Annotated in this window: 16 protein-coding genes; 8 read left to right on the top strand and 8 right to left on the bottom strand. The window is 72.9% G+C overall.

The window, feature by feature from the left end; all coding sequences use genetic code 11:
* Positions 1-22 precede the first annotated feature (22 nt).
* The 4 genes from ilvD to RFN52_RS22855 all read right to left on the bottom strand — a co-directional run bounded on the left by ilvD (position 23) and on the right by RFN52_RS22855 (position 4,504).
* Positions 23-1,876 carry a dihydroxy-acid dehydratase gene (gene ilvD, locus RFN52_RS22870; RefSeq protein WP_184848553.1) on the bottom strand — a complete coding sequence of 618 codons (1,854 nt, stop codon included), beginning with the start codon at positions 1,874-1,876 and terminating at the stop codon, positions 23-25.
* Positions 1,877-2,038: 162 nt separating this feature from the next.
* Positions 2,039-2,668 carry a TetR/AcrR family transcriptional regulator gene (locus RFN52_RS22865; RefSeq protein ID WP_184848551.1) on the bottom strand — a complete coding sequence of 210 codons (630 nt, stop codon included), beginning with the start codon at positions 2,666-2,668 and terminating at the stop codon, positions 2,039-2,041.
* A complete protein-coding gene (locus tag RFN52_RS22860; RefSeq protein WP_184848550.1) occupies positions 2,665-3,489 on the bottom strand; it encodes a sugar phosphate isomerase/epimerase family protein in 825 nt (274 codons plus the stop codon). Before RFN52_RS22860 ends, RFN52_RS22865 begins: the two co-directional genes overlap by 4 nt.
* A gap of 82 nt (positions 3,490-3,571) precedes the next feature.
* The gene (locus tag RFN52_RS22855) at positions 3,572-4,504 is read right to left on the bottom strand and encodes a Ppx/GppA family phosphatase (protein WP_184848548.1); all 933 of its coding nucleotides are present in this window, start codon (positions 4,502-4,504) and stop codon (positions 3,572-3,574) included.
* Between the two features lie 83 nt (positions 4,505-4,587).
* On the opposite strand from RFN52_RS22855, the gene RFN52_RS22850 reads away from it, so the two are divergent.
* Positions 4,588-5,397 (top strand): DUF3109 family protein, encoded by an 810-nt coding sequence (locus RFN52_RS22850; protein ID WP_184848546.1) that lies wholly within the window; start codon positions 4,588-4,590, stop codon positions 5,395-5,397.
* Between the two features lie 5 nt (positions 5,398-5,402).
* Here RFN52_RS22850 and RFN52_RS22845 read toward each other — a convergent pair whose 3' ends face one another.
* Positions 5,403-7,139 (bottom strand): BACON domain-containing protein, encoded by a 1,737-nt coding sequence (locus RFN52_RS22845; RefSeq protein WP_184848544.1) that lies wholly within the window; start codon positions 7,137-7,139, stop codon positions 5,403-5,405.
* Positions 7,140-7,336: 197 nt separating this feature from the next.
* On the opposite strand from RFN52_RS22845, the gene radA reads away from it, so the two are divergent.
* Together radA and disA are read left to right on the top strand one after the other, a co-directional pair.
* Complete coding sequence (gene radA, locus RFN52_RS22840) at positions 7,337-8,746, top strand: DNA repair protein RadA (protein WP_107460301.1); 1,410 nt, start codon at positions 7,337-7,339, stop codon at positions 8,744-8,746.
* A gap of 80 nt (positions 8,747-8,826) precedes the next feature.
* Positions 8,827-9,951 carry a DNA integrity scanning diadenylate cyclase DisA gene (disA, locus tag RFN52_RS22835; RefSeq protein WP_031104906.1) on the top strand — a complete coding sequence of 375 codons (1,125 nt, stop codon included), beginning with the start codon at positions 8,827-8,829 and terminating at the stop codon, positions 9,949-9,951.
* A gap of 312 nt (positions 9,952-10,263) precedes the next feature.
* On the opposite strand, the gene RFN52_RS22830 is transcribed toward disA, so the two are convergent.
* Positions 10,264-11,121 (bottom strand): hypothetical protein, encoded by an 858-nt coding sequence (locus RFN52_RS22830; RefSeq protein WP_184848542.1) that lies wholly within the window; start codon positions 11,119-11,121, stop codon positions 10,264-10,266.
* Positions 11,122-11,295: 174 nt separating this feature from the next.
* On the opposite strand from RFN52_RS22830, the gene RFN52_RS22825 reads away from it, so the two are divergent.
* A complete protein-coding gene (locus tag RFN52_RS22825; protein ID WP_184848540.1) occupies positions 11,296-11,937 on the top strand; it encodes a phosphatase PAP2 family protein in 642 nt (213 codons plus the stop codon).
* Positions 11,938-12,008: 71 nt separating this feature from the next.
* Here RFN52_RS22825 and RFN52_RS22820 read toward each other — a convergent pair whose 3' ends face one another.
* Entirely contained in the window at positions 12,009-12,692 is a 684-nt protein-coding gene (locus RFN52_RS22820) for a response regulator transcription factor (RefSeq protein WP_184848539.1), read from the bottom strand.
* Complete coding sequence (locus tag RFN52_RS22815) at positions 12,689-14,278, bottom strand: sensor histidine kinase (RefSeq protein WP_184848537.1); 1,590 nt, start codon at positions 14,276-14,278, stop codon at positions 12,689-12,691. Before RFN52_RS22815 ends, RFN52_RS22820 begins: the two co-directional genes overlap by 4 nt.
* 119 nt (positions 14,279-14,397) lie before the next feature.
* Between RFN52_RS22815 and RFN52_RS22810 the strand changes: the two genes are divergently transcribed.
* From RFN52_RS22810 to cseB, 4 genes are all read left to right on the top strand, one after another.
* On the top strand, positions 14,398-15,339 hold the full coding sequence (locus RFN52_RS22810) for an HhH-GPD family protein (protein ID WP_184848535.1): 942 nt from the start codon (positions 14,398-14,400) through the stop codon (positions 15,337-15,339).
* A gap of 284 nt (positions 15,340-15,623) precedes the next feature.
* A complete protein-coding gene (locus RFN52_RS22805) occupies positions 15,624-16,163 on the top strand; it encodes a SigE family RNA polymerase sigma factor (RefSeq protein ID WP_030251439.1) in 540 nt (179 codons plus the stop codon).
* Complete coding sequence (locus RFN52_RS22800) at positions 16,151-16,804, top strand: hypothetical protein (RefSeq protein ID WP_184848533.1); 654 nt, start codon at positions 16,151-16,153, stop codon at positions 16,802-16,804. The genes RFN52_RS22805 and RFN52_RS22800 overlap by 13 nt, the downstream gene beginning before the upstream one ends.
* Positions 16,805-17,021: 217 nt before the next feature.
* Entirely contained in the window at positions 17,022-17,723 is a 702-nt protein-coding gene (cseB, locus tag RFN52_RS22795; RefSeq protein WP_184848531.1) for a two-component system response regulator CseB, read from the top strand.
* Positions 17,724-17,727 lie beyond the last annotated feature (4 nt).

Below are 17,727 nucleotides of genomic sequence, written 5' to 3'. Positions count from 1 at the left end.
CGGCCCTCGGCGCGAACAGGGATCAGCCCAGCTTCGAAACGTCCCGCACCGCGCCCTTGTCCGCGCTGGTCGCCATCGCCGCGTAGGCCCGCAGCGCCGCCGAGACCTTGCGGTCGCGGTTCTTCGGGGCGTACACGCCGTTCAGCGCCCGCTCGCGGCGGGCCAGCTCGGCGTCGTCCACCAGCAGCTCGATGGAGCGGTTCGGGATGTCGATGCGGACGCGGTCGCCGTCTTCGACCAGGGCGATGGTGCCGCCCGCGGCCGCCTCGGGCGAGGCGTGGCCGATGGACAGGCCGGAGGTGCCGCCGGAGAAGCGGCCGTCCGTGACCAGCGCGCAGGTCTTCCCGAGGCCGCGGCCCTTGAGGTACGAGGTCGGGTAGAGCATCTCCTGCATGCCGGGGCCGCCCTTGGGGCCCTCATAGCGGATGACGACGACGTCGCCGTCCTTGACCTGCTGGGTGAGGATCTTCTGGACGGCCTCCTCCTGCGACTCGCAGACGACCGCCGGGCCCTCGAAGGTCCAGATGGACTCGTCGACACCGGCCGTCTTCACGACGCAGCCGTCCACGGCCAGGTTGCCCTTGAGGACCGCGAGGCCGCCGTCCTTGGAGTAGGCGTGCTCGGCGGAGCGGATGCAGCCGCACTCGGCGTCCTCGTCCAGGGCCTCCCAGCGCTCGGACTGGGAGAAGGCCTCGGCGGAGCGGACGCAGCCGGGGGCCGCGTGCCACAGCTCGACGGCCTCGGCGGACGGGGAGCCGCCCCGCACGTCCCAGGTCTTCAGCCAGTCGGCGAGGGACGGGCTGTGCACGGAGTGCACGTCCTCGTTGAGCAGACCGGCCCGGTGCAGCTCGCCGAGCAGGGCGGGGATGCCGCCGGCGCGGTGCACGTCCTCCATGTAGTACGTGCGGTCCTTGGCGACGTTCGGGGCGACCTTGGCCAGGCACGGCACCCGGCGCGAGACGGCGTTGATCTCGTCCAGGCCGAAGGGGACGCCCGCCTCCTGGGCGGCGGCCAGCAGGTGCAGGATCGTGTTGGTGGAGCCGCCCATGGCGATGTCGAGGGCCATGGCGTTCTCGAAGGCCGCGAAGGACGCCACGCTGCGGGGCAGGACCGTCTCGTCGTCCTGGTCGTAGTAGCGGCGGGTGATGTCCATGACCGTGTTGGCCGCGTTCACGTACAGCTGTTTGCGGGCCGTGTGCGTGGCGAGGACCGAGCCGTTGCCCGGGAGGGACAGGCCGATGGCCTCGGTCAGGCAGTTCATCGAGTTGGCGGTGAACATGCCGGAACAGGAACCGCAGGTCGGACAGGCGTTCTCCTCGATACGGAGGATGTCCTCGTCCGAGATCTTGTCGTTCACGGCGTCGGAGATCGCGTCGACCAGGTCGAGCGTGCGGACCGTGCCGTCGACCAGGGTGGCGCGGCCGGACTCCATCGGGCCGCCGGAGACGAAGACCGTCGGGATGTTCAGCCGCAGGGCGGCGTTCAGCATGCCCGGGGTGATCTTGTCGCAGTTGGAGATGCAGATCAGGGCGTCGGCGCAATGCGCCTCGACCATGTACTCCACGCTGTCCGCGATGAGGTCGCGGGAGGGCAGGGAGTAGAGCATGCCGCCGTGGCCCATGGCGATGCCGTCGTCGACGGCGATCGTGTTGAACTCGCGCGGGATGCCGCCGGCGGCGACGACCGCCTCGCTGACGATCCGGCCGACCGGCGCCAGGTGCGTGTGGCCGGGCACGAACTCGGTGAAGCTGTTGGCGACCGCGATGATCGGCTTGCGGCCGATGTCCGCACCCGGTACACCGGAGGCGCGCATAAGGGCGCGGGCGCCCGCCATGTTGCGGCCGTGGGTGACTGTGCGGGACCTCAGCTCGGGCATCGTCGCTCGCTCCTTCAGAGACGGCGTCAGAGGATTGGGGATTTCTGACTGCTGTCGAGCGTACGCCGGTCATCCAGTGGGCGGGACGGTGTGTCCGAAATGCGGGATGACTGTCTCGGACGACGGCACCTGCACGCCGTGCGGATCGGTCACCCGCACGCCTTACGGATCGGTCAGATGTCCCTGTACGACGGGTGCGAGCCGCGCGATGACCTGCTCCGGGTCCGCCGAGGCCAGGGGCTCGATCTTGATGACGTACCGCAGGATCGCGGTGCCGACGAGCTGGGCGGCGGCGAGCTCCGCACGCAGCTCGGCGTCCGGCAGCTCCAGCTGCACGGCGATGCGGCGCAGCACCTGGGCGGCGATGATCCGCCGGAAGACGGCGGCCGCGGTCTCGTTGGTGACGGCGGACCGGACGATGGCCAGCAGAGGGGCACGGGTCGCCGGGTTCTCCCAGACCCCGAAGAAGAAGCGCGCCAGGCGCTCCCCCACCCCGTCGAGCGGGCCCTCCTCGATGGCCTTCGGGGCCTGTAGAGCGGGCCCGAAGGACTGGGTGATCGCCGCCTCGAAGACCTGCTCCTTGGTGCCGAAGTAGTGGTGCACGAGGGCCGAGTCCACGCCGGCGGACTTGGCGATGCCGCGCACGGAGGTCTTCTCGTAGCCGCGCTCGGAGAACTCGTCGCGGGCGGCGGTCAGGATGCGGTCGCGGGTGTCCGCGGCCTCCGCACGCGGAGGGCGGCCGCGGCGGCGGGCGGTGCCGGAGCCGGTGCCGGCCGGGGGCCGGTCGTTCATCGCCGCGGCACCTTCACCGCCGAGGCCAGATGCAGGCGGGTGAAGGCCAGGGCCTCCGCCAGATCGGCCTCGCGCTCCGCGCTCGACATGGCGCGACGGGTGTTGACCTCGATGACCACGTGCCCGTCGAAGCCGGTCAGGGCGAGGCGCTCCAGCACCTCGGCGCAGGGCTGTGTGCCGCGGCCGGGCACCAGGTGCTCGTCCTTGGCGGAACCCCTGCCGTCGGCGAGGTGGACGTGCCCGAGCCGGTCCCCCATGCGGTCGACCATGTCCAGCGCGTCGGAGCGGGCCGTCGCGGTGTGGCTGAGATCGATCGTGAAGTGCCGGTAGTCGTCCTTCGTGACGTCCCAGTCGGGGGCGTACGCGAGCATCTCGCGGTCGCGGTAGCGCCAGGGGTACATGTTTTCGACGGCGAACCGTACGTCCGTCTCGTTCGCCATGCGCCAGATGCCGGTGACGAAGTCCCGGGCGTACTGGCGCTGCCAGCGGAACGGAGGGTGGACGACGACGGTGCTCGCGTCGAGCTTCTCGGCCGCCGCACGGGCCCGCTGGAGCTTGGTCCACGGGTCGGTGGACCACACGCGCTGCGTGATGAGCAGGCAGGGGGCGTGGACGGCGAGGATCGGGATCCGGTGGTAGTCGCTGAGTCTGCGCAGGGCCTCGATGTCCTGGCTGACCGGGTCGGTCCAGACCATGACCTCGACTCCGTCGTAGCCGAGGCGCGCGGCGATCTCGAAGGCCGTGGCCGTCGACTCCGGGTAGACCGAGGCCGTCGACAGGGCGACCTTCGCGTCCGGGATCTTCACGGCTGGCTCTGCCATGCAGGACAGATTACGGGGTGTGGTCGGGGTGGCGTGGGGGGCCTCTTGGCCGTTGTGGTGTTTGCCATAGACGAGCGGGCCCCTACACGGACTCCATGTGATCCAGGCGACGCAGGATCACGCCCTCCCGCAGCGCCCAGGGGCATATCTCGACGCGCTCCACGCCGAACAGGTCCAGCGCGGCCTCGGCCACCAGGGCGCCCGCCAGCAGCTGGCCCGCTCTGCCCTCGGAGACTCCGGGCAGCTCGGCCCGCTCCGCCTCCGTCATGCCGGCCAGCCTCGGGACCCATTCCTCCAGGGACTCCCGCTTGAGCTCGCGCTGGACGTACAGGCCCTCGGCGGAGCGGGCAGCGCCGGCGATGCGGGCCAGCTGCTTGAAGGTCTTCGACGTGGCGACGACGTGGTCGGGGGTGCCGAGGCGGCTGAACTCTCCGACCGTGCGGGCGATCTCGGTCCGCACGTGGCGGCGCAGGGCGCGGACCTCGTCCGGGCCGGGCGGGTCGCCGGGCAGCCAGCCGGCGGTGAGGCGGCCGGCACCCAGCGGCAGGGAGGCGGCAGCGTCGGGCTCCTCGTCCATGCCGTAGGCGATCTCCAGGGAGCCGCCGCCGATGTCCAGGACCAGCAGCTTCCCGGCCGACCAGCCGAACCAGCGGCGGGCGGCGAGGAAGGTCAGCCGGGCCTCCTCGGAGCCGGTGAGCACCTGGAGCTCGACGCCGGTCTCGGCGCGGACGCGTTCGAGGACCTCGTCGGCGTTACGGGCCTCCCGTACGGCGGAGGTCGCGAACGGGAGGACCTCCTCGACGCCCTTGTCCTCTGCGGCCTGGAGCGCCTCCTTGACGACCGAGACCAGCCGGTCGACGCCGTGGGGGCCGATCGCGCCGTCGTCGTCGAGGAGCTGGGCGAGGCGCAGTTCCGCCTTGTGCGAGTGGGCGGGGAGCGGGCACGCGCCGGGGTGCGCGTCCACCACGAGCAGATGCACCGTGTTCGATCCCACGTCGAGGACACCGAGTCTCATGTACGGAACGCTACTGCCCACCGGGCCGTCCGCCGTCCTCGGTGGGGGTATGAGGCCCGTACCGGGGCCCGTACCCTGGAGGCGTGCCAAAGACGAAAAAGGCGAAGCGCGACAAATCACCGGCTGTCGTGGACTCCGACGAGAAGGGCCTCGACTTCGCTCGCGCGTGGGTGGAGTTTCCCGATCCGGCGGACGACGAGCAGGTGTTCCGCTGCGATCTGACATGGCTGACCTCTCGCTGGAACTGCATCTTCGGCAGCGGCTGCCAGGGCATCCAGGCGGGCCGCGCGGATGACGGGTGCTGCACGTTGGGTGCCCACTTCTCCGACGAGGACGACGAGAAGCGCGTCGCCGAGCATGTGGCCAGGCTCACGCCCGACATCTGGCAGCACCATGCCGAGGGCACGCGGGGCGGCTGGGTCTCCGAGGACGAGGACGGCGAGCGGCAGACGCGGCCCTTCCAGGGCTCGTGCATCTTCCAGAACCGGCCCGGCTTCAAGGGCGGCATGGGCTGCTCGCTGCACATCCTCGCCGTGAAGGAGGGCCGCGAGCCGCTGGAGACCAAGCCGGACGTGTGCTGGCAGCTGCCGGTGCGGCGGACGTACGAGTGGATCGACCGGCCCGACGACACGCGCGTCCTGCAGGTGTCGATCGGTGAGTACGACCGCCGCGGCTGGGGTCCGGGCGGCCACGACCTGCACTGGTGGTGCACGTCGGCGACCTCGGCGCACGGCGCCGGTGATCCCGTGTACGTCTCCTACCGGCCCGAGCTGATCGAGCTGATGGGCAAGGCCGGCTACGACCGGCTGGCCGAGCTGTGCGAGGAGCGGCTGGCCTCGCAGCTGCCGCTGCTGGCACCGCATCCCGCGGACCCCGCACCTCCGGTGGCCTGAGGCCGCTACGACGTGGCCGGGCTCGGGTCGCCGCTGTCCGAGGGCGGTGGCGTCGAGCCCGTGGGGTCGGTCGGGGCCGGGTCCGTCGGCGTGGGCGTGGGGTCCGGGTCGGTCGACGGGGGCGGGGTGGTCGGCGTCGGGTCCGGGTCCGGGGCTGAGGTCGTGGGCGTCGGGTCGGGCTGGGTCGGAGTCGGGTCGCCCGGCCCGCCGGGGTGCGGGCCCTGGCCCGGGCCCGGGCCGGAGGGGCTGGGCGCGGCGCCGTAGCCCTCGATGTGCACGACGGCGCCCACCGGTGCGACCGTCACCTGCGCGCGCCAGGGGCCGGCGGGCTCCCGCAGGTAGTCGACGTACACCTTGATCGTCAACGACTCGCCGGGCCGGAGCGTCCCCGAGGACTGGCTGAGGTACAGCCAGTGGGCTCCCGTGGACGCGGACCAGCGGACCGGGACCGGGCCGGTGGCGGTCAACGTGACCAGGGTGGTGTCACCGCTGTTGTCGGCCGTGACCTCCAGGGCGGTCTCGCGGCCGGCGCCGGCGACGCCGATGACCTCGACGGAGACGTCGGCCTTGCCGTCCTTGCCGAAGCGGGGGCCGGGCCGGGTGCTCGCGTTGCCGGTGTTCTCGTAGCCGCCGCCCGCCATCTCGCCGTCCAGGCCGAACGGGTCGTCCGCCTCGCGCGCGGAGGCCGAGCGGCCGTCCTGGCCCTCGCCGACCGGGGTGCCGCGGTAGGCGGCCCACAGGGCCAGCACGGGCGCGGCCACGACGGTGGCGACGACGGTCGTGGTGACGGCACGCGCGCGCAGGCGGTCCCGGCGGGCGGCGTGGTCCTTGGGGTCCATCGGGAAGCCGCGCCGGTCGAAGCGGGGTGCGGCCATCCGCGCGCGCGGATGGTGGGTCATGGCCACGTACAGGGCCGCCCGGGGCGCCGGCAGGACGGGCAGTTCGGCGGGTGTGACGCTGGTGCCGGGCCAGCGGCCGGGGATGGCACGCTCGGCGGTGCGGCGGCAGCGCGGGCAGTCGTCGACGTGCCGGACGAGTTCGGCACGCAGGGCCGTGCCGAGCACCAGCCGGTCGTCGCCGGCGAGGTGCGCGACGCTGGGACACGCTCCGGTCTCCACCACGGCGAGGGCCGCACGCGTGCGTTCCACCTCGCAGGCGGCGGAGGCGAGCAGATCACGGGCGGCGGCCGGGGCCATGCCGAGGACGGCGGCGACCTCGCGGGCCGCGAGGTGGTGGCGCACGGCCAGTTCGAGCGCCTCCCGCTGCTCCGGGGTGGTGCCGGCGGCCTCCGGCCAGGCAAGCAGGGCCAGTTCGCGGCGGCGCCGCTCCTGGACCTCTTCGGAGAGGGCCGGAGCGGCCGGACGGTCGGCGCGCTGCCGGTCGGCGCGGCCCGCGGCATGGCTGCTCTGACGTTTCTGCTTGGCCTCGGCCAGCTTGCGCAGGCACGCCCAGCGGGCCAGCGCGTACATCCAGGCCCTGCGGTCCGCGGGTGCCTCGGGGACGTGCCGGCCGCGGCGTTCGGCGAGGGCGAGGACGTCGCCCAGGGCGGCGGTCGCGGCCTCGTGGTCGCACAGCACGGACAGGCAGTAGGTGAACAGGCCGTCCAGGTAGGGCTCGTAGCGCGCGGGCGGCCGCTGCGCCAGCGTGCGCGCCGCCCCGCGGTCGCGCGCTTCCCGGTGCGCCCGGTGTGCGCCGGCCGTGCGGGCCGAGCGGGTCGAGATCTCCGGAGTACTGCTCATCATTCGGCGACCGTAGGGGGCCGGAAGTGGCACCTTCAGGCGGCTTGAGCACATTTAATCCGTACGGGTGAAACGATCCCTCAATCGGGGACATGAACCGGTGGTTCCGCCGCCGGCGCGGGGTGGCGGGCCCCTGGCGCGCAGATGGCCGCCGTCGGCCGGTCCCCGCGATGTCAGTGCCGGCGGCTACGGTTTCGTCCATGGCTGCCCGTACGAAGACCACCAAGGACCGCCCGTCCTACCGCTGCACGGAATGCGGCTGGCAGACGGCGAAGTGGCTCGGCCGCTGCCCCGAGTGCCAGGCCTGGGGGACGGTCGAGGAGTACGGCGCGCCCGCGGTGCGGACGACGGCCCCGGGCCGGGTCACCACCTCCGCCCTGCCCATCGGCCAGGTGGACGGCCGCCAGGCCACCGCCCGCCCCACCGGCGTGCCCGAGCTGGACCGCGTGCTCGGCGGAGGCCTGGTCCCCGGCGCGGTGGTGCTGGTCGCGGGCGAGCCGGGCGTCGGCAAGTCGACGCTCCTGCTCGACGTGGCGGCCAAGTCCGCGAGCGACGAGCACCGCACTCTGTACGTCACGGGTGAGGAGTCGGCGAGCCAGGTGCGGCTGCGCGCCGACCGCATCGGCGCCATCGACGACCATCTGTACCTCGCGGCCGAGACGGATCTGGCCGCGGTGCTCGGCCACTTGGACGCGGTGAAGCCGTCGCTGCTGATCATGGACTCGGTGCAGACGGTCGCGTCCCCGGAGATCGACGGCGCGCCCGGCGGCATGGCCCAGGTGCGGGAGGTCGCCGGAGCCCTCATCCGGGCCTCCAAGGAACGCGGCATGTCCACGCTGCTGGTGGGCCACGTCACCAAGGACGGCGCGATCGCGGGCCCGCGCCTGCTGGAGCACCTGGTGGACGTCGTCCTGAGCTTCGAGGGCGACCGGCACGCCCGCCTGCGTCTCGTCCGAGGCGTCAAGAACCGCTACGGCACCACCGACGAGGTCGGCTGCTTCGAGCTGCACGACGAGGGCATCACGGGCCTCGCCGACCCGAGCGGGCTCTTCCTGACCCGCCGGGCCGAACCGGTCCCGGGCACCTGCCTGACCGTCACCCTCGAAGGCCGCCGCCCGCTGGTCGCCGAGGTCCAGGCGCTCACGGTCGACTCGCAGATCCCCTCCCCGCGCCGCACCACCTCGGGCCTGGAGACCTCCCGCGTCTCGATGATGCTCGCGGTGCTGGAACAGCGCGGGCGGATCAGCGCCTTGGGCAAAAGGGACATCTACTCCGCGACGGTCGGCGGTGTGAAGCTTTCGGAGCCCGCCGCCGACCTGGCCGTCGCCCTCGCCCTGGCGAGTGCCGCGAGTGACACACCTCTCCCCAAGAACCTCGTCGCGATCGGCGAAGTGGGCCTCGCGGGCGAGGTGAGACGGGTCACGGGAGTGCAGCGCAGACTGGCCGAAGCCCACCGTCTGGGCTTCACGCACGCGCTGGTCCCGGGCGATCCGGGCAAGGTCCCGGCGGGCATGAAGGTCCTGGAAGTCGCGGACATAGGGGACGCCCTGCGGGTCCTTCCCCGCTCCCGTCGCAGAGAGGCCCCACGGGACGAGGAGGGTCGCCGGTAGACTTTGCCCTGGTCTCGCCCGTCCGTGCGAACCAAGCGCGCGACACGGGGGCGCCCAGAACCTGCGACCGGAGGAGTGCAGTGGCAGCCAACGACCGGGCATCAGCTCCCGGAAAGTCCGGTGGGAGTGCCGGTACCGATGGCCTGATGCGCGCCTCCCTGAGCGCCGTGGCACCGGGCACCGCCCTGCGTGACGGCTTGGAGCGCGTACTCCGCGGCAACACCGGCGGTCTCATCGTGCTCGGCTCCGACAAGACGGTCGAGGCGCTGTGCAGCGGCGGTTTCGTGCTGGACGTCGAGTTCACCGCGACCCGTCTGCGCGAGCTGTGCAAGCTGGACGGCGGCATCGTGCTGTCCTCGGACCTGTCGAAGATCCTTCGCGCGGGCGTGCAGCTGGTCCCGGACCCGACGATCCCGACGGAGGAGACGGGCACCCGGCACCGCACCGCCGACCGTGTCAGCAAGCAGGTCGGCTTCCCGGTGGTCTCCGTCTCCCAGTCGATGCGGCTGATCGCCCTGTACGTCGACGGCCAGCGCCGCGTCCTGGAGGACTCGGCGGCGATCCTGTCCCGTGCCAACCAGGCCCTCGCGACCCTGGAGCGCTACAAGCTCCGCCTCGACGAGGTCGCGGGCACGCTGTCGGCGCTGGAGATCGAGGACCTGGTGACCGTCCGGGACGTCTCGGCGGTCGCCCAGCGCCTGGAGATGGTCCGCCGCATCGCCACGGAGATCGCCGAGTACGTGGTGGAGCTGGGCACGGACGGCCGACTGCTGGCCCTCCAGCTCGACGAGCTGATCGCGGGCGTGGAACCCGAGCGCGAGCTGGTCGTGCGGGACTACGTCCCCGAGCCCACGGCCAAGCGCTCCCGCACGGTCGACCAGGCCCTCGCCGAGCTCGACGCCCTCACCCATGCCGAGCTGCTCGAACTGTCCACGGTGGCCCGGGCGTTGGGCTACACCGGCGCGCCCGAGACGCTGGACTCGGCGGTCTCTCCGCGCGGGTACCGTCTCCTCGCCAAGGTGCCCCGGCTCCCCGGCGCGATCATCGACCGCCTCGTCGAGCACTTCGGCGGGCTGCAGAAGCTGCTCGCCGCGAGCGTCGACGACCTCCAGACGGTGGACGGCGTGGGCGAGGCCCGGGCGCGCAGCGTCCGCGAGGGGCTGTCGCGGCTGGCGGAGTCGTCGATCCTGGAGCGGTACGTCTAGCGGCGCGCAGGGCACCTTGCCGTATGCCTAGGGCCGCAGGGCACCTTGCCGTACGTCTAGCGGCGCGCAGGGCACCTTGCCGAGACGGCTGAGGGCGGTACCCGGCAAGGGGTACCGCCCTTGGACTTTGTCCGCCGCTGTCTCTCCCGCCGCCTCTCCCTGACGCCAGTGCGCCAGTCGGCGGTCTCTGCCGCCCGTGTGCCGGGGGCGGGCTCTGCCGCCCATGTGGCACAGTCGGCGGCCTCTGCCGCCCGTGCGCCAGACGGCGGGCTCTGCCGCCGTGTACCGGTCGGCGGCCTCTGCCCCCGTGCGCTAGTCCGCCGAGAGCACGAACGACGTCTGCACCTTCGCGAAGCCCGGGGCCTTGGCTTCCACCAGGTAGGTGCCCGCCCCGGCCGAGCCCGCCGGCGGCGTGGCGCACTCGGGGGCGCTCGGCTTGCGGTCCCACTTCACGGTGTAGGTGATGCCGCTGCCGGCGGCGACCCGGTACAGCTGGTGCGCGGCGGCCTTGGGGCAGTCCTCGGAGGACCAGTAGTCGTCGTCGCTGCTCGCCGGGGCGATGGTGAACACCGCGTTCTTCGGCCCGAGATCGATCTTGCAGTCGCTGCCGGAGACGTTCCGGGCGGTCAGCAGGAAGGTGGGCGTCTGCTCGGGGTCGTAGGTGTTGTGCCGGCTGCGCAGGCTGAACTTGACCGCGCTCGCGGTGCAGTTGGGCAGGGTGGAGCCGGCCGGCAGTGTGTCGCCCGCGCCGACGCCACCCGCGGTGGCACCGCTCCCCGAGCCGCCGGAGCCGCCCGAGCCCTCGGAACCGCCCGAGCCGGAACCGTCGCCGGAGCCCGAGCCGGAGCCGTCTCCCGAGCCGTCACCCGATCCGTCGCCGGAGCCGTCACCGGACCCCGACGACGAGCCGCCGGAACCGCCGCCGCCCGACTCGTCGCGTCCGCCGGGCGCTTGGCTGATGGCCGGGCCCGAACTCGACGGGCCGGGCGTGATGGAGGGCGCGGGATTCTTGCCGTCGGCGCCGTTGTCGCGGTCCTTGCCGCCCCCGCCCATCGTCACGATCCAGGTGGTCAGCAGCGCCAACACGGCGACCACAGACACCAGTACGACCCTCCGACGCCAGTAGATGGAGGAGGGAAGCGGCCCGACCGGATTGCGCAGAGATCCCACGGCGCAAACCTTACGAGAGATCGGCGCGTTCGCCGGTCCCACCCGCCGTCGGGCGAACAACTTTTCCGGATCATCATTTCGCAATCCCGGTTTCCATCCCTGTCTTTCGTCAGGTACGGAACCCGACGATCGCTGGGTGTGACGATATGGGCCCGCCGCCTACCGTCTGTGACCATGGACTTCGAGGACACCGCGCTCTACCGCGACATCACCGACTTCGCCCACGACACCCCGAACTGGGTACAGCACGGCGCTGGGATATGGACGGAGGCCGGACTGCTGGTGTTCGCCGGGCTGTGCGCGACAGCCTGGTGGCGTGCCCGCCGGGGCAGCCCCCGTGCGTTCGCGATCGCGGCCCTTGCACCTCTGGCCACGGCCATGGCGTACGTGTGCAGTGAGGTGCTCAAGTCCGCTGTCGCGGAAGAGCGTCCGTGCCGTGCGGTGGCCGGGGCGGCCGCGTCACTGGCCGCGTGCCCGCCGCACGGCGACTGGTCCTTCCCGTCCAACCACGCCACCATCGCGGGCGCCGCGGCGGTCTCCCTGGCCGTAGTGCGGCGCGCGCTGCTGTGGCTGACGGCCCCGCTCGCCCTGCTGATGGCCTTCTCCCGGGTCTTCGTCGGTGTGCACTATCCGCACGACGTCATAGCGGGGTTGGTGCTCGGCACGCTCGTCGCCCTCGTCGTCGTACGGCTGGGCAGGGATTCGATGACGCGACTGGCCGGGGCGATGCGCACCTCGTCGGCACCAGCCGTGCGGTGGGTTCCGGGGCCGGGCCCGGCGCCCGGCCCGTCGTACGAGACGCACGCGCGCCGGTGAGCCGGGACGCCCGGCGCACCGGCGTGCTCAGCGGCTCGTCCCCGGCTCACTGGCGCTGTCGCACCCTGCGGTCACTGCTCCACCAGACCCGCCTCGTACGCGACGATCGCCGCCTGCACCCGGTTGCGGACACCCAGCCGCTCCAGGACCGCGCTCACGTACGCCTTCACCGTGCCCTCGACGAGATGCAGGCGGGCGGCGATCTCCGGGTTGGACAGGCCCGCGCCGACCAGGCCGAGCACCTCGCGCTCGCGGGGACTCAGAGCGGTTACCCGCGCGCGTGCCCGCGCCTCACGGGTGAGGCGGCCGCCGCCGAGGCCCTCGTCGATGACGTACCGGGCCACCTTGGGCGAGAGGAACGCGGCGCCGGCGGCCACCGCCCGTACCCCCGCGATGAGTTCGTACGGATCCCCGGACTTCAGCAGGAACCCGGTGACGCCGCCGCCCAGGGCGCGGGTCACATAGGCGCCCTCGGAGAAGGTGGTGAGCATCGCGACGGCCGTGCCGGGCACGGTCCGTACGATCTCCTCCGCCGCCGCGAGACCGTCCAGGCGCGGCATGCGGATGTCGAGCAGGGCCACGTCCGGGCGGTGGGCGCGGGCCAGTTCCACCGCCTCGCGTCCGTCGCCCGCCTCGGCGACGACCTCCGTCTCGCCGCCGCTGCCCAGGATGGCGCGCACGCCGGCCCGGACCATCGCCTCGTCGTCGGCCAGCAGCACGCGGATCGGCGCCCCGCTCGTGTCTCCGGTACTCATCGTGCGAACTCCTCGTACTCTTCCCGGCCTTCGCCGGACAGGCCGACGCCGGGGACCACGTCCTTGGCGACCAGCCGTCCGGCGTCGAAGCAAAGTCTGAAGTGCGCGACGGAGACGAAGAGTTCCCCGCTCGCGCGGTAGTAGCGGCAGTCGGCTCCGTCGGGCGGGGCCGGGGCCCGCTCCTCGGGCGGGTCGTTGACGTCGCGCTCGGGCAGCACCCGCTCGACCTCGGCGACCGGAGCGCCCACGCGGAGCTTCGCGTACGCGGCGGGTTCGAGCACCGAGTGGGTCTCGGCATACGCGTACCAGCCGAAGGCGGCGCCGACGAGCACCACGCCCACGCCGGCCGCGGTGCCGAGGCCGGCGGCGACCCGGCGGCGGGCGTGCGTGAACGGCGCCCGGGCCGGGCGCGGGGTCCTGGCCGCGACCGGCTGCCCAGGGACGTACGCCCGGACCCGGAAGCCCTCCCCATGCGCACCGGCCTCGAACTCGCCGCCGACGGACGCCACCGCCGCCCGCAGCCCGAGCAGGCCCGTGCCGCCTCCCGAGGGCCGGGAACCGTCCTGTGTCGGGCGGCCATTGGTGACGGTGACGGAGGTGCCCGCCGCGCATCCGGTGACCGCCACGACCACGGGGGCGCCCGGTGCGTGCCGTGCCGCGTTGGTCAGCGCCTCCCGGACCACGCGGTGCAGCAACCGCTCGGCGACCTCGCCGGGACCGGAGGAGTGCGGGCCCGCGGCCGGGTCCCGTCCGCCCGGCTCCCAGCGCACCGGGAGGCCAGACTCGGCGGCGCGGGCGACCAATTGCTCCAGGGTCTCGCCGGCCGGGGACAGCGGCACCGGCTCGTCGTCGTCCTCGCGCAGGACGCCGATGATGCGCTGCAGCCGGTCGGTGGCGTCGGCGGCGGCCGCGCGCAGGTCGGCCGCCGCCGCCCGGTGTTCGTCGCCGAGGCCGGGAGCGACCTGGAGGGCGCCGGCACGCAGGGCGATGAGGCTCAGCTCGTGGCCGAGGGAGTCGTGCATGTCCTGGGCGATCCGGGCCCGTTCGCGCAGCCGTGCGCGCTCCTCGGCGAGGCCGGCCTCGTCCTCCAGCCTGGCGGCGCGCAGCCATCCCGCCTCGGCCAGCTCGCGGCTCTGCCGCCAGTAGCGCCCGCCGAGCCAGGGGAAGACACAGCCGAAGAGCAGCGTGCCCGTCATGACGAGCCACTCGGGGGCCGGGTCCACGCCGGTGAGCACGATCCGTGCGGTCCCCGCGCAGCCGACAGCGGCGAAGCACAGCACTGCGGGGCGCGCCTGGCCCGCCCGCAGCCCGAGCAGCAGCGCGCACACGCCGAGGGCGGGACCGTAGGAGACGGTGAACAGGGCCGGGGTGGCGGTCATGCTCAGGGCGGCCACCAGCACGAAGGCGACCGGCGGCAGCCGCCGGGACACGGCGACGGCCACGGCCAGCACGGCCACACCGGCCGCCTGCTGCCAGCCAGACCGCGGCTCGTTCAGCCCGATCCGGTCCGCCGTGAGCGCCGGGACGGCGAAGGCGGCCCAGAGGAGGACGCCACGGGCGAGCGAGGCCGGGCCGGGAGGTTCCATGCGCCCGACGCTACAAGTGCCAGACCTGCCCGCACTGCTGTCGATCGCCAGGTACCCACCTCTTTCAGGGGTGGCGGTGTGCCCGATCGGACGGCTTTGCGTGGCACCATCGATATGCCATGACTGCTCCCACGAAGCCCCCGCAGCCCATCCCCGCCCCCGCCGACTCCCCCTCCGGCCCGCCCCTCGGAGCGGACCTGCACTCCCCCGTCATCGACTGGTTCGGCGAACACGCCCGTGACCTGCCGTGGCGGCGTCCCGAGGCCGGGGCGTGGGGGGTGATGGTCAGTGAGTTCATGCTGCAGCAGACGCCGGTGAGCCGCGTCCTGCCCGTCTACGAGCAGTGGCTGGAGCGCTGGCCGCGCCCCGCCGACCTGGCCAAGGAGGCGCCCGGCGAGGCCGTCCGCGCCTGGGGCCGGCTCGGCTACCCGCGCCGCGCGCTGCGGCTGCACGGCGCCGCCGTCGCCATAACGGAACGGCACGGCGGTGACGTACCGGCCGACCACGCCCAGCTGCTGGCGCTGCCGGGCATCGGTGAGTACACGGCCGCCGCCGTCGCCTCCTTCGCCTACGGGCAGCGGCACCCGGTGCTGGACACCAACGTGCGCCGGGTCTTCGCCCGTGCGGTCACCGGCGTGCAGTACCCGCCGAACGCCACCACCGCCGCCGAGCGCAGGCTGGCCCGCGCGCTGCTGCCCGAGGACGAGCCGACCGCCGCCCGCTGGGCCGCCGCCTCCATGGAGCTGGGCGCGCTGGTGTGCACGGCGAAGAACGAGTCGTGTCACCGCTGCCCGATCGCCGCGCGGTGCGCCTGGCGGCTTTCGGGCAAGCCGGAGCACGACGGTCCGCCGCGCAAGGGCCAGACCTACGCGGGCACCGACCGGCAGGTGCGCGGGCGGCTGCTCGCCGTGCTGCGGGAGGCGCACGGGCCCGTTCCGCAGGCCGCTCTGGACCGGGTGTGGCACGAGCCGGTGCAGCGGGCCCGCGCCCTCGACGGTCTCGTCTCCGACGGTCTGGTGGAGCCCATGGCAGGCGGTCTGTACCGGCTGCCGCTGACCTGACGTACAGGCACATCACAGCCGCGGGCCGCCGTTCGTCACAGCATCCGGGGTGGACAAATCACCCCTTAACCGCCTCAACACCCCCAGTTCTTTACCCCGTTCGGATTTCCGTTACACAACCGACGGACAGCCGAGTGCTGGCCGCAGGCTGCTTCGGACAGCGCCGTGACAACGCCTCCGTACCTTCAGATGCGTTCCCGGAAGACACGGGACGACGGAAGACCACAGGCAGTGCACGGGCGGCGGGGAGCCGGCCCGAACGGGGAAACGGGAGGCGGTTCACCATGGCGCAGGGCGAGGTGCTCGAGTTCGAGGAGTACGTCCGCACCCGGCAGGACGCGCTGCTGCGCAGTGCCCGCCGCCTGGTCCCGGACCCGACGGACGCGCAGGATCTGCTGCAGACGGCGCTGGTACGGACGTACGGCCGCTGGGAGACCATCGAGGACAAGCGGCTGGCCGACGCCTATCTGCGCCGGGTGATGATCAACACCCGCACGGAGTGGTGGCGGGCGCGGAAGCTGGAGGAGGTCCCGACCGAGCAGCTCCCGGACGCCTCGGTCGACGACGCCACCGAGCAGCACGCGGACCGCGCCCTGCTGATGGACATCCTGAAGGTCCTCGCCCCCAAGCAGCGCAGTGTCGTGGTGCTGCGACACTGGGAGCAGATGTCCACGGAGGAGACGGCCGCCGCCCTCGGCATGTCGGCCGGAACGGTCAAGAGCACGCTGCACCGGGCGCTCGCCCGGCTCCGCGAGGAGCTGGAGTCCCGCGATCTGGACGCACGCGCGCTGGAGCGTGAGGAGCGGGAGCGGTGCGCGGCCTGACCGGCGAGGGTTCTGCACGGACCCGGGGCAGTATCCAGGCGGTGAGCGCGGCCCTGGCCGTGCCCACCGCCCTCGCCCTTTTGGTGTCCGGGTGCGGTGCCGGCGGGACCGGCGCCCGTGACGAGGGCCCGGCGCACGCCGACTCGGTGGCCGGCGCCGCCGCCACCCCGTCCGCCGCGCCGTCGAAGTCCCCCGACAACGTGAACGCGGTCAAGCTCATCAAGGACGACCCGAAGGTCGCGCCCGAGGTGAAGCGCGAGCTGAAGCCGTGCGTCGCCGACGAGTACCCGGTGGACGTCTCCTACGGCAATCTGACCGAAGGCTCCGCGGACGATGTCGTCGTCAATGTGCTGACCTGCGGTGACGCGGTGGGTGTCGGCAGTTACGTGTACCGCGAGCAGGACGGCTCGTACGAGAATGTGTTCAAGGCGGAGGAGCCGCCGGTCTACGCGGAGATCGACCGCGGGGACCTGGTGGTGACCAAGCAGGTGTACGAGAAGGGCGACCCGGTGTCGAGTCCCTCCGGGGAGAACGTGATCACGTACAGGTGGACCTCCGGCCACTTCACCGAGAAGTACCGCACCCACAACGACTACGGGAAGGTCGTCGGCGACAGCGCGACGCCGGTGCCCGCGGGCTGACGCGGGCGGGAGAGACGCCGGCCGACTCGGGCGGAAGCGCCGCGGGCCGACTCGGGCGGAAGATCCGCGTGAACCGATCGGGCCACTCGGCCCGATCCCTCGGTGAACGCATCGCAGGGACCGTGCGTCCCAGCAGTAGAACGCATCCTCAACAACCGAACGCGCGCCCCAGCAGTGGAACGCACCCCACGAACCACAGAGGACAGAGAGCACCGGGATGGCAGACCAGACCCATGTCCTGTTCGTCGAGGACGACGACGTCATCCGCGAGGCCACCCAGCTCGCCCTGGAACGGGACGGCTTCGTGGTCACCGCGATGCCCGACGGGCTCTCTGGCCTGGAGGCGTTCCGGGCGGACCGCCCCGACATCGCGCTGCTGGACGTCATGGTCCCCGGCCTCGACGGTGTCAGCCTGTGCCGCCGCATCCGCGACGAGTCGACCGTGCCGGTGATCATGCTGTCGGCGCGGGCCGACTCCATCGACGTCGTGCTGGGCCTGGAGGCGGGCGCCGACGACTATGTGACCAAGCCGTTCGACGGTGCGGTCCTGGTCGCCCGGATCCGCGCGGTGCTGCGCCGCTTCGGGCACGCGGGCGGCGGCCGAGGCGACGAGCCGGCCGCCCCGGCGAGCGGCGGCGTGCTGGCCTTCGGGGACCTGGAGGTCGACACCGAGGGCATGGAGGTCCGCCGCGCCGGACAGCCGGTGGCGCTGACGCCCACCGAGATGCGGTTGCTGCTGGAGTTCTCCTCGGCGCCGGGCACGGTGCTCTCCCGCGACAAGCTGCTGGAGCGGGTGTGGGACTACGGCTGGGGCGGGGACACCCGCGTCGTCGACGTGCATGTGCAGCGGCTGCGGCAGAAGATCGGCCAGGACCGGATCGAGACGGTCCGTGGATTCGGCTACAAGTTGAAGGCCTGAGCAG

The organism is Streptomyces collinus, from assembly GCF_031348265.1.
Taxonomy (GTDB): domain Bacteria; phylum Actinomycetota; class Actinomycetes; order Streptomycetales; family Streptomycetaceae; genus Streptomyces; species Streptomyces collinus.
Note: the sequence above shows the minus strand (reverse complement) of the source record. Positions and strands in the feature narration are given on the sequence as shown.

Coding starts and splice junctions, on each gene's coding strand:
- RFN52_RS22810 (WP_184848535.1), top strand. CDS start 14,398: ATGACTGCTCCCACGAAGCCCCCGCAGCCCATCCCCGCCCCCGCCGAC.
- RFN52_RS22860 (WP_184848550.1), bottom strand. CDS start 3,489: ATGGCAGAGCCAGCCGTGAAGATCCCGGACGCGAAGGTCGCCCTGTCG.
- RFN52_RS22855 (WP_184848548.1), bottom strand. CDS start 4,504: ATGAGACTCGGTGTCCTCGACGTGGGATCGAACACGGTGCATCTGCTC.
- RFN52_RS22865 (WP_184848551.1), bottom strand. CDS start 2,668: ATGAACGACCGGCCCCCGGCCGGCACCGGCTCCGGCACCGCCCGCCGC.
- RFN52_RS22820 (WP_184848539.1), bottom strand. CDS start 12,692: ATGAGTACCGGAGACACGAGCGGGGCGCCGATCCGCGTGCTGCTGGCC.
- ilvD (WP_184848553.1), bottom strand. CDS start 1,876: ATGCCCGAGCTGAGGTCCCGCACAGTCACCCACGGCCGCAACATGGCG.
- RFN52_RS22825 (WP_184848540.1), top strand. CDS start 11,296: ATGGACTTCGAGGACACCGCGCTCTACCGCGACATCACCGACTTCGCC.
- RFN52_RS22805 (WP_030251439.1), top strand. CDS start 15,624: ATGGCGCAGGGCGAGGTGCTCGAGTTCGAGGAGTACGTCCGCACCCGG.
- radA (WP_107460301.1), top strand. CDS start 7,337: ATGGCTGCCCGTACGAAGACCACCAAGGACCGCCCGTCCTACCGCTGC.
- RFN52_RS22815 (WP_184848537.1), bottom strand. CDS start 14,278: ATGGAACCTCCCGGCCCGGCCTCGCTCGCCCGTGGCGTCCTCCTCTGG.
- RFN52_RS22845 (WP_184848544.1), bottom strand. CDS start 7,139: ATGATGAGCAGTACTCCGGAGATCTCGACCCGCTCGGCCCGCACGGCC.
- cseB (WP_184848531.1), top strand. CDS start 17,022: ATGGCAGACCAGACCCATGTCCTGTTCGTCGAGGACGACGACGTCATC.